9 protein-coding genes and 1 pseudogene are annotated in these 13406 nt (G+C 53.5%); 7 read left to right on the top strand and 3 right to left on the bottom strand.

Features of this window, described 5'->3' with window-relative positions; translation table 11 throughout:
- Together POG22_RS14785 and POG22_RS14780 are read left to right on the top strand one after the other, a co-directional pair.
- Nucleotides 1-854, top strand: a pseudogene (locus POG22_RS14785) (RNA-guided endonuclease TnpB family protein); the annotation flags it as partial.
- Between the two features lie 213 nt (nt 855-1067).
- Nucleotides 1068-2453: an ankyrin repeat domain-containing protein gene (locus tag POG22_RS14780; protein ID WP_498906088.1), complete on the top strand. Its 1386-nt coding sequence runs from the start codon at nt 1068-1070 to the stop codon at nt 2451-2453.
- A gap of 107 nt (nt 2454-2560) precedes the next feature.
- Here POG22_RS14780 and POG22_RS14775 read toward each other — a convergent pair whose 3' ends face one another.
- Together POG22_RS14775 and POG22_RS14770 are read right to left on the bottom strand one after the other, a co-directional pair.
- Nucleotides 2561-4126, bottom strand: a complete 1566-nt coding sequence (locus tag POG22_RS14775) for a glycoside hydrolase family 10-like protein (protein ID WP_063719706.1) — start codon at nt 4124-4126, stop codon at nt 2561-2563.
- Nucleotides 4127-4319: 193 nt separating this feature from the next.
- Nucleotides 4320-5675 carry a DNA phosphorothioation system restriction enzyme gene (locus POG22_RS14770; RefSeq protein WP_498906090.1) on the bottom strand — a complete coding sequence of 452 codons (1356 nt, stop codon included), beginning with the start codon at nt 5673-5675 and terminating at the stop codon, nt 4320-4322.
- Nucleotides 5676-5752: 77 nt separating this feature from the next.
- Here POG22_RS14770 and POG22_RS14765 point away from each other — a divergent pair, with 77 nt between their 5' ends.
- Nucleotides 5753-7672, top strand: coding sequence for an alpha/beta hydrolase (locus tag POG22_RS14765; protein WP_498906086.1), 1920 nt, complete (start codon nt 5753-5755; stop codon nt 7670-7672).
- Between the two features lie 215 nt (nt 7673-7887).
- On the opposite strand, the gene POG22_RS14760 is transcribed toward POG22_RS14765, so the two are convergent.
- The gene (locus tag POG22_RS14760) at nt 7888-8568 is read right to left on the bottom strand and encodes a Uma2 family endonuclease (protein WP_498906085.1); all 681 of its coding nucleotides are present in this window, start codon (nt 8566-8568) and stop codon (nt 7888-7890) included.
- Between the two features lie 214 nt (nt 8569-8782).
- On the opposite strand from POG22_RS14760, the gene POG22_RS14755 reads away from it, so the two are divergent.
- The 4 genes from POG22_RS14755 to POG22_RS14740 form a co-directional block, all read left to right on the top strand.
- Nucleotides 8783-9856 carry a glucose-1-phosphate thymidylyltransferase gene (locus POG22_RS14755; RefSeq protein WP_498906084.1) on the top strand — a complete coding sequence of 358 codons (1074 nt, stop codon included), beginning with the start codon at nt 8783-8785 and terminating at the stop codon, nt 9854-9856.
- A gap of 30 nt (nt 9857-9886) precedes the next feature.
- Nucleotides 9887-10381: a hypothetical protein gene (locus POG22_RS14750; RefSeq protein ID WP_017661916.1), complete on the top strand. Its 495-nt coding sequence runs from the start codon at nt 9887-9889 to the stop codon at nt 10379-10381.
- Entirely contained in the window at nt 10378-12513 is a 2136-nt protein-coding gene (locus POG22_RS14745) for a glycosyltransferase (protein ID WP_498906083.1), read from the top strand. The genes POG22_RS14750 and POG22_RS14745 overlap by 4 nt, the downstream gene beginning before the upstream one ends.
- Nucleotides 12514-13112: 599 nt before the next feature.
- Nucleotides 13113-13406 (top strand): helix-turn-helix domain-containing protein (locus tag POG22_RS14740; RefSeq protein ID WP_498906082.1); only part of this gene is annotated, 294 nt, incomplete at its 3' end.

Below are 13406 nucleotides of genomic sequence, written 5' to 3'. Positions count from 1 at the left end.
GGGTCGGTATTTTGCGTCTGTCCTTTGCGAACTTGAGGGCGATGCACCCTCACCGAGTCCCGAGGGAAAAGTGGCGGGGGTAGATTTGGGATTGAAGGACTTCGCCATCGTCAACGATGGTGTCAAAACTTCCAAATATGCTAACCCAAGGCATTTCGAGAAACACGAACGAAACTTAGCGAGGAAGCAGAAAAAACTTGCTCGTAAGTCCAAAGGTTCGAGGTCTCGAGAGAAAGCCAGGAGGTTGGTCGCCAGAGTTCACGAACGCCTATCAAATCCCGTCAAGACTACCTGCACAAGCGGTGCGACCCCGCGCCGTCGCACGGCACTAGGGAACGCGCACCAAGAGAGCTGAGCCGAAAGCTGGTGAACGATAACCAAGTCATCGTAGAATCCCCCCTAACCCCCATTAATAAGGGGGGTTAGGGGGGATAGGCATGGTTCGGAACCACAGTCTGGCTAAGGCAATTTCTGATGTGGGCTGGGGAATATTCGTCAATTTTCTTTCCTACAAACTCGAACGAGAAGGAAACGAGAAGGAAAGGTATTGGTGGAGATCGACCGTTTTTTCCCCAGTTCGAAAACCTGCTCTGAATGCCTGTTTCAAGTCTCCGAGATGCCGTTAGACGTGAGGGTGTGAGATTGCCCTTACTGCGGAACGCATCACGACCGAGACGAAAATGCGGCAAAAAATATTCAGAGCCGAAGGGATCGGAATGCTAACTGTCTCGGGAACCGGGACGGCTGCCGATGGAGGGAATGTAAGACGCAGTCTTCGCAGCTCTCGGAGCTTGCATCCGAGAGAACGAAGACCGAAACGCGGACGCAAATCCGTGTTGAGGCAATCCCCTTAGAAGTCGGAAGTCCGCGCTGTACCCATCAGCGTCAGTGTCGGGTAGTTCACAAACGTTCCTCTCCAGGTCTTTTGTCTAAGATTCGCTTTCGGGAGCGCCACGACTCAGCGAGAACTTTCATCGCAAATTGCGTAGAAGCGATCGCGAACGGGGTACAGTATTCCTAGCTTTTTTCGGGCATTGTCAGACGAATTTGCGACAGGAGCTTCACCCGTGGCGTACACTCCCCTCACTTCTCGGCTTCTCGAAGCAGTCAAACGCAGCGACCTCGAGAGCGTCAAAAGCCTGCTCGAGCGAGAAGCCGACCCCAACGCCAGCCATACCGACGGGACGACAGCATTAATGCTCGCCGCCCAACGCGGGGCGACCGAAATCGTGCGAACCTTAATCGAGGCTGGGGCTGAAATCGATCGCACGCGAAAAGTCTTTGGCATTACAGCCTTGATGGTGGCTGCGGCGAACCACCGCACCGACGCCGTGCGCCTGCTGTTAGCCAAAGGTGCCAACGCCAACGCCCGCAACGAAGACGGCAGTACGGCGTTAATGGCAGCCGCCTTAAAAGGCGATACGGCGATCGTTCACGCTCTGGTGGACGGCGGTGCCGATCCCAACGTGCGCGATCGCGACGGCGATACTGCCCTGCACTTGGCAGTCGCGCACGGCTACCAACCCATCGTCGAAACCCTCTTAAAAGCCGGAGCCGATCCCGACACTGAAGCCCCCGACGGTTCTCCGGTTTTAATCGAAGCGACGCGTCGGGGCGATCTCGGCTCGATCCGAGCGTTGTTGTCGAGAGGCGCTCGCGTCGATCGCCCGGACAAAGACGGCGATACTGCGTTGACCCTAGCCACCGATCGCGGCAATCTCGAAATCGTCAACGCCTTACTGTCCGGCGAAGCCGACCCCGACACTCGCAACCGAGACGGCAGTACGCCCTTGATGGCTGCTTCAGCTAACGGCCGCCTCGACCTCGTTAAAGCGCTCCTCGAGGCGGGAGCGAGTCTCGAAGCTGAGGACGAAAACGGAGAAACTGCCCTCAACTGGGCGGTTTTAGAAGGTCGAACGGAGGTCGTCAAATATCTCGTCGAACGGGGAGCGATCGTCGATCGCCGCAACCATCCCGGCGACACGCCGCTGTTAGTGGCCGCACTCCACGGCCACGCCGAAATCGTGCGCGTGTTGCGCGATCGCGGTGCGAATCTCAACGCCGACAACCGAGGCGAAACCCCCCTTTTCGTCGCAGTCAACAGCGGCGATACGGAAACGGTGCGCCTGTTGGCTGAAGGAGGCGCGGATGTCAACGCCCCCAATGCTGAAGGACATACCGCCTTACACCTCGCCGCTCGTAAAAACGCCACCGATGCGATCGCTATCTTGTTGAACGCAGGGGTAGACTGCAACCTCGTCGATGGCTCGGGATCGACTCCCTTGATGTGGGCTGCCCGTTTCGGGAACTTGGCCGCCTTGCGCCTACTCCTCAACGCGGACGCAGATTTCCACGCCAAAAATCACGGGGGACACACCGCACTCTCGATCGCCGAATACAACCACAATCGCGGCGCTGTCCAACTCTTACGACAAGCCGGAGCGCAGGAATAAGGAATAAGCGATGCGATCGCTGGGGTGGAGGTGGGAAGAAATCGAAGAAAAAGGGCGATCGCACGGCCGTACTGCTGGCGATCGCCCTCACAATTAGATTCTCTGTCTTAAAAACCGACCGAAACCACGATCGCCTCACTTTCGTTGGCTACCGCATCGACGGCTCGTAGGGCGTAGCGTCCCGGCGTCACCGTCACGCGGGTTTTATCCCGAGAGACAACCTGCTTCAACTCCCAGCGATCGCCGAGTTGTTCGTACAACGCTAGAGATTTTACGTCCTCAGAATACTCCGGTTGCCAGCGAATCGAGTTAGCACTGGTTTCGACACCACGGGGCGCGTCCGGGGCGATCGCATCCAACCAAGGCATCGGTGGAACGAGCGCCGGACGTTGATACAGCCGACTTCGGAACACCTGGTTCACGCCGAAGCGGTTTTCCGAAAACACCTTCATACTGAAGAAAATATTCCCCAACGATCCGCGCAACGCCGACCGTCGCGAAATATCCACTTGTTGCAAGTATTCCCCGACGCGCCACTCCTGGTTGTCCAGTTTGCTGAGATAGTTTCCGGCGTAAATATGGCGTCCGTGGGGATTGTGCGACAGCCACCAATCCAACAGTACCGGATAACTTTGCGCTCGTTGGTCGATGCGCCAGTACAGTTGAGGTGCCATGTAGTCCACCCAACCCTGCTCTAACCACAATTTCGGATCGGCGTAGATCGTATCGTATTGATCCATTCCGGTAATGCCCGCAGGTTGTCCCGGGCGATAAATGCCGAAGGGACTGATCCCGAACTTCACCTGGGGTTTAATGGCTTTGATGCCCTCGTACAACCGACGAACCAAGGTATTGACGTTTTGTCGCCGCCAATCGTTACGACTGAGACGTCCGCCGTGTTTGCGATACTGTCCGTAAGTTTGCGCGTCGGGAAACTCAACCCCCGGTTCGGGATAGGGATAAAAGTAATCGTCGAGATGGATTCCGTCTACGTCGTAGCGGCGCACCACGTCAGTAATGACCTCGTAAGTGCGGTCTTGCACGTCCGGCGCACCGGGATCCATCCACACGAGGTTTCCGTAACGATAGGCGTATTGCGGAAACTGTCGCGCCATGTGGTTCGGGGCGAAGTCATAATTGCTGCCAAGTTTGGCGCGGTAGGGGTTGAACCAGGCGTGCAGTTCGATGTTGCGAGCGTGGGCTTGCTCGATCGCGAACTCTAGGGGATCGTAAAATGGCGAGGGCGGTTGACCTTGTCGTCCGGTCAGCCAGTAACTCCAGGGTTCGATGCTGGAGTTGTAGAGGGCGTCTCCGGCCGGTCGCACTTGCAGGACGAGGACGTTGAGGTTGAGTTCCTGCATGCGATCGAGCAGGCGAATCAGTTCGGTTTGTTGTTGGGACGTGGACAAACCGGGACGGGACGGCCAGTCGATGTTGACGACCGACGCCGCCCAAACACCGCGAAATTCGTGACCGTTAAAGGTGGTTGGGGACGTAGCCAGGTCGCCGGGTTGCGAGGGACGGGCGTAGGCGTACACTTGCGTCAGCAGCAAGGTGGCGACGGTCAGTCCCACCCAGAGAAAACGTCGGGGTCGAACGCTCTTAAAAAACCAAAAGGGGCGCTCGAAAAACCGAACGCATCGAGAGGCGATCGAGGAGCGAATTGGGTTCATAAGCCTTGTGTGAAGTTTGGAAAAATTCGATCGACTTAACTGTGTCAGTTCGCGCAGCTATTGTAAGCCACCTTGAGGAGTCTTCTTATCACAAAAGGGACGGTTCTGCAATTGACAATTGATAATTGACAATTGATAACGCGGAGATGAGGAGATGATGTGTATCTTCCTTGTCCCCTTGTCTCCCTTGTCTTCAAATATCGAGCAACCCGTATCGCTGCTGGAGTTTTAACAACTTCAACCGAGCTTCGGCGGCGTTTTCGGCGAGATCGGCAAATTCGACGAACCGTTGGAGTTCCTTTTTTAAGAGATTGCGTTCGACGTCCCAGGTTTGGCGATCGAGTTGGGGAGGTAGAACGATGGTATCGAAGAGTGTCGCCCGCTCTTTCCCCGGATGAGGACGCAAAATGCGACCCCGACGCTGCACGAACTGACGTGGATTGCGACTGCTGGCGAGAATCATGGCAGTGCGAATCGCCGGAACGTCCACCCCTTCGTCGAGACAGCGAATCGCCACCAACCCCTGTAACTCTCCCGACTCGAATTGAGTGCGGAGTCGTTCTCTTTCGGAGATGGAGGTTTCGGCGGTGTAGGTGTTGACGCGATAGCCGAGTTCGCTTCCCAACAGGCGCACGACGGCAGAGAGTTGCGGTTCGTCGGTGTCGGTGTCCGTGCCGTCGCTGCAATAAAATAACGTGTGGCTCGTGTGGAGTCGCGATCGCATCACGCTTCGCAAGGCGGCGATTTTGTTGGAGGCTGCCCCGACTAAACGAGCGCGACGCATTAGCAATGCGGTCAAATCTTCGGGTTCGCGATCGTCGGACTGCAACGCCCAACCGATACGGTGAGTGAGTAGGGCGTAGTGGCGACTTTCGGTTTCGTTGAGGTTGACAAAAACAGGAAAGTATGTATAGCGAACCAACGCTCCGGCGCGAATGGCGTCGGCGAGGGTGAGTTCCGGTTTCAATACCGCGCCGAAATAGTCGAGTAAGGCGTCGGTTCCCCCTTCGTCGAAATAGCGTTCTGGCGTCGCCGACAGTCCCAAGCGGAGTTTGATGTGACGGGGAAGGGAGGCTTCTAGACGGGGTGCGCCGAGGTTGTGGGCTTCGTCGCCGACGATGAGGGTTTTGGCGGGAAAATAGCGCAATTGAGACTGAAAGGACTCGCTGATGAGGGTGGCGTTGGTGGTAATGACGGTGAGAAACCGTTGACTGTGCGATCGCACGCGGTAGAGTTGTCGCGTTACCTCGCTTTGCCACTGACGGGCGCTTTCAAAGGCTAAAATCGGCATCAGATGAAAGCGATCGCATTCTCGGGCCCACTGCGTCACCAAATGACGGTAGGGACAGACCACCACTAACACTTGCAACCCCAGTGTTTCGTAAAGTCGAGCGGCGATCGCTAAAGCGGTGATGGTTTTCCCGCTTCCGGTGGCCATTTTCAAGGTTCCCCGTCCGTTGCTGGCGAACCAACTGCGGATTGCTGTTTCCTGATAGGGTCGTAACTGTACGTCGGCGGGAAATTGCGGACAGCCCCAGGGTATCCCCACGAACGACGGGGACGACGGACGAGTTTGAAGGATAGGACAGTCCGACACGGCGGGAAAAAATCCAGTGTTTTGAAGCGTTGCGGTCGATTTTAACCGATCGCTTTTTAAACTGCCACAGTGAGGCGATCGAAGCTTTAAAATTGACGGGAACGAGAAAACCGATCGCCACTGCGATCGTAGAGAAAGTTACCGAGAACTGTACGAAACCCTCGCCGTTTGGCGAACGAGCGCGTCCACACTCCACCCTCGCGGGATTTATGAAAACGTCAACTGCGATCGAACGAGATTCCAAGAGAACAAGTCGTTTTCAACCCTTCCATCGCCTCACCCGTCACCTGCGATCGCGATGGCGTCGAACCCGAGTTTCTCTCTCCCCTTCTCCCCCTCTCCCCCTCTCCCTTTCTCCTCTCTTCGTTAGCCTGTTTCTGTCCCTAAGTTCCGCTCCCCTTAACGCCGCCGAACGGATTGGCTTTGCGATCGGCCCCATCGAACTCTCGGTTTCCGTCACGGATTTAGAACAGTTTTCAGAAACCGGTGAAGTCTCCGACGAACTCGGATTTTACCTGAAATTTTTCAACGACGAAGAACGAGCGGAATTTCAGACGTTTCTTCAAAAACGGTACGAGGTCGATCCGGTTCCCGTGGCGCAATTTCTCTATTCGCCAATGGGTGAAAGTCTCTTGGTCTATCTTGGCGAGATGGTTCAAACGCGATCGCGCACCAACGGTGGCCAGTCGCTTCGGGCCGCCGCGATTCTCTCAGCTAGCGATCCCGACGGGTTTAGCGTGTTGGACGTTCTGCGAAACTATCCCTCTTACGGACTTTGGTTGAACGCTCCGAGGATTTTCGAGGTGGCCGACCAAGTTACCAATACCATCGACGCGACCGACATGGCGATCGATCGCGTGACCGAACTCGCCGACCTTCAAACCGCTTCGTTGGGTAACATCGACTTTAACCAAATGCCCGATTTACGACAACCGGGGTCTTACCGCTATCGTGTCGAAACTCTGCAACTCTACGACGCTTCGCGCGATCGCACCTTTCCCGTCGATGTCTACATTCCCGAAAATTTCCCCTATCCTCGCATTCCCGTCGCCATTATCTCCCACGGCTTAGGCTCCCATCGCGCCGCTTTCGCCCACATCGCCCAACAACTGGCGTCTTATGGCTTTGTCGTCGCCGCTCCCGAACATATTGGCAGCAACTACACCCAACAGCAAGACCTTCTCCGGGGGGCGACGTCCGAGATGTTTGTCGTGGATGAATTTATCGATCGCCCGGCCGATATCAGTTTCGTTCTCGACGAGTTGGAACGACGCAACGACGCGGAGTTTGATGGACGCCTGCAACTCGATCGCGTGGGCGTTATCGGTCACTCCTTCGGCGGCTATACCGCCCTCGCCGTGGCGGGTGCAGTCATCGACTTCGACAATCTCGAACGGGATTGTACCTATGGTGTAAACGCGGTGAACGTCTCGTTACTGCTGCAATGTCGCGCCCTCGAACTTCCTCAACGAGACTACGATTTCCACGACCCTCGCGTGGGGGCGATCGTCACCGCGAACCCCGTCAACAGCAGTATTTTCGGCGCGAAAGGTCTCGCCAGCGTCGGCGTTCCGGTGTTAATGGCTGGGGGAACCCTCGATCCCGTTACGCCGCTGGTGTTAGAACAAGAACAGTCCTTTGGCTGGTTGACCGTCACGGATAAGTACTTTGCATTGGTGGCCGGACAGTCCCACACCACTGAAATGACCGCACTGACTCACGCTCTGGTTCCCGACGTTCCCGATCTAGTAGAACCGGATGTGGGACTCACGCAAGACTACGCCCGAGCGATTCCTTTGGCGTTTCTTCAGGTGTATTTGCTCGATAACCTCGAGGCTAAAGCCTATTTAACGCCGAATTACAGTCAAGTCATTAGCGAGTCGCCGTTCGATTTGTATATTCTCCAAGCGTCGATCGGTGCAGAAGGCGATCGCGCTTCGCAACGGTAAGATATTACGGCGCTTCCGACCTGGGTGTGTAGGGTAAATGTCTGTAGCCTTGACGTTCTCCCCCACCTGAATGTCGTCATCTCAAACACTGGTTTGGTCCAACCTGACAAGCCCCTCTCTGTGTCCTCTGTGTCTCTGTGGTGAAGACTTCTTGAAACCTAGCTTATCGGAAAAGGATGGAGTATGAAATCGAAAATTCTTACTCTGTAAAAATTTCAGCGATTTCTTGCAGAGTTTGGTTTTAATTCCCGAACGAACTTCACGTGTTCTTTCGTCTCCAAACCCAACTCTAAAACTCGCCGAATTTCTCGAAGATCCCCCGCCAAAAGAGCGTCTACCGACAACCACAAACCGGGAAATACTCGACTTTTAAGAATCCCGTCTTCGTCCGGTTCTAACGTCACGTATTCCCCCGCTTGCCATTGAAACCAATCAAACTGGCGATCGAACACTTGCCAAATCAAATATTCCTGTACTTCGTTGCGACGATAAACTCGTAACTTTTCTCGTAAATCGTAAGAGGCGCTACTACTGGCAATTTCAACAATGAGTTCCGGCGCGCCTTCAATATAATTATCTGGACTTACCGTCGATCGCCCGTTTCTTTCAAGTCTCAACAACGCATCCGGTTGAGGTTCGTTTTCGCGATCGAGGCGTACGGTCGTATTATCTGCCACGCAAACGCCAGGTGTTTCGCTGGCATACTCGAACAGCCATCCCATAATATGAGCGTGAGGCTGGCCGTGATTCAGCCGTACTGGAGAACCCATATACACGACTCCTTCAATCAATTCTGCTTTTTTGAGATTCGGCATGGCATCGTAGCGTCGCTCGAATTCTTCCCGCGTCAAGCGATCGCCGTTCTCCAGCGGTAAAACGATTTCCCGAGTTTGCATGGGTACTTCGCTCCTGTCGCACTGCTTCTATATTATCTTCGCCACAGTTGACAGGGTGGCAAACGTATGAGTCGGCAGATCGCCCCCTCGACGAACTTTTCCCGTCACAAAATCGTCTCACTTCCTAGGTAGCTCGATCGCCACGCGATCGCCTAGGTCTATAATACGAACGCGATCGCACCGCTAACCCGTCGTTTTACTCAATTTCCTCACGATGAAAGCACTGATTCTCTCCGGTGGAAAAGGAACCCGACTTCGCCCGCTAACTTACACGGGGGCGAAACAACTGGTTCCCGTCGCCAACAAACCGATTCTCTGGTACGGAATCGAAGGAATCGTCGCCGCTGGAATCACCGATATCGGTATTGTTATCAGCCCCGAAACCGGAGAAGAAGTCAAAAAACTGACGGGAAACGGCGATCGCTTCGGCGCGAGTATCACCTACATTCTGCAAGAAGAACCCGCCGGACTCGCCCATGCGGTAAAAATCGCGCAACCGTTCCTCGGCGATTCCCCCTTCATTATGTACCTCGGCGATAACCTCATTCAAAACGACTTGACGCCGTTTCTCCACGACTTCAAAACCCATCACCTCGACGCCTTGATTCTGCTGCGCCCCGTCGAGAACCCCACCGCTTTCGGTGTGGCGAAAGTAGACGAGTCCGGGCGCGTGTTGCAACTGGTGGAAAAACCGCAAGTTCCGCCGTCGAACTTAGCACTGGTGGGAATTTATTACTTTTCCCCCAACGTTCACGAGGCGATCGCGCAAATTCAACCGTCAGCCCGAGGCGAGTTAGAAATTACCGACGCCATTCAAAACCTGATCGATCGCGCGCAACCCGTCGAATCTCGCATTCTCGACGGATGGTGGTTGGACACCGGGAAAAAAGACGACCTCCTCAGCGCCAACCAAATTATCCTCGATAGCGACGTCCGAACCGAGATTTACGGCGCACTCGACGAAAGCAGCCAAGCGATCGGACGGGTGAAAATCGGGCGGGGAACCACCGTTAAAAACTCCTCAATTCGCGGTCCGGTGGTCATCGGCGAAAACTGTCACCTGGAAAACTGCTTTATCGGCCCCTACAGCAGCATCGCCGACAACGTGCGCTTGATCGACGTGGATCTCGAACACAGTGTAATCTTGCAAGAGGCGAAAATCGAAGGTATTCACCAACGCATCGTCGATAGCTTGATCGGTCGTCGCGCCCACCTCGGCGCCGCCCGTCCTCGTCCGAAAGCCTTGCGGTTTATGGTCGGCGATGACTGTCAGATCGAGTTAGTGTAAACGGTGAGTTGAAACGGGGATTACGGAACTGTGGATAACGCGAAAATTCTGCGCCAAGTGCGCCAAAGCCTCTCTGCGGAAATCGGAATCGAGGACGCCCCCGCACCGATGGGGGAGTCGGTGGAGACGCTGCGAGACGGTGAAGAGGAAGATTTGCGACTGATGCAGCGCGGGGCGGATATTTACAACGTTCCCCTCGCCCCGTTGAATCGCTTGGGGCGCGTGTTGGGAAAGGTGCGGAAAATCGGTCGTAAGGTTCTCAAACCGATTTTGATGCGTCAGGTGGCGTACAACGGTGCGAACGCGCGAGTTGCAGAGGTATTGCTCGATCGCGTTGCTGAATGTCGTCGAGAGATCGATCGCCTCTCTCAACGACTCGACAGTCTCGAATCCCCAGACGAAAAGGATTACGACGCCGCGATCGACAACTTGCAACAGCAGATCGATCGCATTCAAGCCACCCAACATCAGCACAAACGCGCGATCGAACGGTTGATCCGCGAACGCCAGCAAACCACACCATGACGAATGCTCTTCCGTTTTGTTCGTTTGTCGTCGTCAATTACAACGGCTTGCGCCATCTCCGAGGCTGTTTCGAGGCGGTGCAAGCCTCAAACTACCCGAGCGATCGCATTGAAATTATCGCCGTTGATAACGGGTCGAAAGACGGGTCGATCGAGTATATCAACCGTACCTTTCCCCAAGTCCGCACCCTCGTCAACAGCAGCAACAATTTCGCAGCCGCCCTCAACTTAGGCGTCGAACTCTCTCAAGGAGAATACGTGGCGTTTCTCAACAACGACGCCCGAATTCACCCGGACTGGTTGCGTCACCTCGTCGAATATCTGGAAGACCACTTTCGCGTCGGTGCAGCGGCGGGGAAAATCCGCTTTCCCGATGGACGCATCAACAGCGTCGGTCATCGACGACTTCCCGATTTCTACTGGGAAGATATCGGATTCGGAGAACCGGACGAGGGACAGTTCGACAAACCGATGGAAGTCGAAGGGTTGTGCTGGGCGGCGACGTTGTTTCGTCGCGAATGTTTAGACCACGTGGGCCCCGTAGACGAAGAGTTCGTCATGTATTTCGAGGATGTAGAATACTCGAAACGCTGTTACGAAGAGGGATGGCCGCTGCATTACGTCCCTTACGCCCTCGTCGAACACGAGGTGGGAGGGTCGAGTGCTGGAACTGGCTTAACCGCCTATTTCTGCAACCGCAATCGCTTTTTATACCTCGCCAAACACGAACCTCAAGAACTCCTTCACGGCGTTCAGACTTCGGTATTTTGGATCGAAAAACACTACAGTTTACTCTACGATACGCTGCTCGTGACGTTTAAAAAACTGATCGAATCCCATCCTGAAAAAACTGTTAACGCCGTTCTTCCCCAACTGTGTCAGCGGCTATCGCCAGTTTACGGCGCACGGGATATCGACAAGCTTTTAGCGCGAGTCGAGGTGATTCTCGGCTATCGCAAACCTTCGATCGCGATTTACGATCCGGCCTTGCATTTCATCGGCGGCGGACAGCGATATTTAGCCACCCTCGCCTCGATTTTACAAGATCGATTCGACATTACGTTTATCGGCAACCGTCCGGTGGCGATCGCACAACTCGAATCCTGGTACGGGTTGAATTTATCTCAATGTTCCGTCAAAATTATCCCGTTACCGTTTTTTGAAAAGCGAGGCGCTCGTCACATCGATGCAACTTGGGTGACGGCAGATCGAAAAAATCCCTTCGATGCGATCGCCAAAGAAAGCCAACATTACGACATTTTCCTCAACGCCAACCAACTTACCAAAGTTACGCCACTTTCACCGATTTCTGTCTTTTTTTGTCATTTTCCCGACAGTTATCGCACGGCATATTTTGCAGTCGATCGCTATACGTTTATCGTTGTAAATAGTAACTATACCACAAAATGGCTTCAAAAACGCTGGCGTCTCAATCCCAGTATTTTAATTTATCCTCCCGTAGAAATGGAGGGAGAAAAACGAGAAAAAGAAAATATTATTTTAGCAGTCGGACGCTTTGAAGAAGGCGGAACCAAGAAACAACTCGAACTCATTGAAGCCTTCGATCGCATCTGTCGAGAAAATCCCGAAATTCACCAAACTTGGAAACTCATCCTAGTCGGTGGAAGTCGCCCCAAAAACGGCTATCTTCAACAGGTTGAAAAACAGCTCGAAACCGTTTCAGGTATCGTAGAACTGCACGTCAACGCCGAACTGGACGAACTCAAATCGCTCTACGCTAAAGCGAAAATATTTTGGCATTTAAGCGGTTTGCACGAATTCGATCCCGAAAGATTCGAGCATTTCGGAATGGCGACAGTAGAAGCCATGCAAAATTATTGCGTTCCCGTGGTGTTTAACGGTGGCGGACAGCGAGAAATTATCGAATCGGGAAAATCAGGGTTTTTAATCGATTCGATCGAGCAACTCTGCGCGCGGACTCGTCAACTCATAAACCAGCCGGAGTTGTTAGAAACTCTAAGTCAAAACGCACGCGATCGTAGTCGTAAATTCGGGCGAGAACCCTTTGAAAATAAAATAAAAAACTTCTTCGATATTCTGTATCAAGAATACGCCACCTTAAAACTTCCCGATCCGGCCGAAATTGCTAAGTCTGGAGTGATGAGAGACTGAAAATCTTTTTAGATAAAGCTTGCTAAAAAAGTATTAAAATTACCGTGAAGGAAGGGAACACCGGATCTAGGAACAGAGAAAATAATCGGGTGCATCTCACTTTGGCGATCGTAAAAGTGATACGGAATCTAAATCTCACAGGAGTTACGCATCTACACCATTTGTAGAGTGGGCAATGCCCACCAACCTCTCCATTTAGTGTAATTTCGATCGAACTGCGTAAGTCCTATCTCAAATACTGGTTTTGCCCAACCCGACAAGCCCCTCTATCCCCCCAACCCCCCTTTAAAAGGGGGGCTAAGGGGGGATGGGGTGAAGACCTCTTAAAACCCAGCGTATCAGAAAAAAATGGAGGATGAGATTAGAATTTTTATCCCCCGATCCACATTTTTCGTGACCCAAAAATCCCCTACCCGAAAGTAGGGGAAAGCCCGGTAACAGAAGTGTTGAAATCGAATCGGTTAGAAACCGTCTATCAAGAACAGCTCAGTACTGAGCGCCATAATCTCTGATTTGGCTGGTGGTGTAGGGCGCGTGGATTGAGCGGCTCAATGCCGCGAAAATTCACAACCTACACAACTTTTTGTTATATTGTAGGTATGCTGGACCTGACGTGGGAATTCAAACTCGAACCGACTGCCGAACAAGTTTCAGAGATCGAACACATTCTTGATGTGTGCCGCCATGTCTGGAACTTTGCGCTGCGGGAACGCAAAGACTGGCTCAAGTCTCGCAAGTCTCCCGTAAATGCGTGTTCTATCGTGCAGGAATATATTCTGCTTGCGGACGAACCATTCCCCAGTTACCATGTCCAAGCCAAACGGTTGACGGCAGCTAAGGCTGAATACCCGGCATTAAAGACCGTCAACGCTCAGGTTTTGCAGCAGGTTTTG

Source organism: Geitlerinema sp. CS-897 (assembly GCF_028368005.1).
GTDB classification, from domain to species: Bacteria; Cyanobacteriota; Cyanobacteriia; order Cyanobacteriales; family Geitlerinemataceae; genus Baaleninema; species Baaleninema simplex.
Note: the sequence above shows the minus strand (reverse complement) of the source record. Positions and strands in the feature narration are given on the sequence as shown.

Coding starts and splice junctions, on each gene's coding strand:
- POG22_RS14775 (WP_063719706.1), bottom strand. CDS start 4,126: ATGAACCCAATTCGCTCCTCGATCGCCTCTCGATGCGTTCGGTTTTTC.
- POG22_RS14760 (WP_498906085.1), bottom strand. CDS start 8,568: ATGCAAACTCGGGAAATCGTTTTACCGCTGGAGAACGGCGATCGCTTG.
- POG22_RS14755 (WP_498906084.1), top strand. CDS start 8,783: ATGAAAGCACTGATTCTCTCCGGTGGAAAAGGAACCCGACTTCGCCCG.
- POG22_RS14745 (WP_498906083.1), top strand. CDS start 10,378: ATGACGAATGCTCTTCCGTTTTGTTCGTTTGTCGTCGTCAATTACAAC.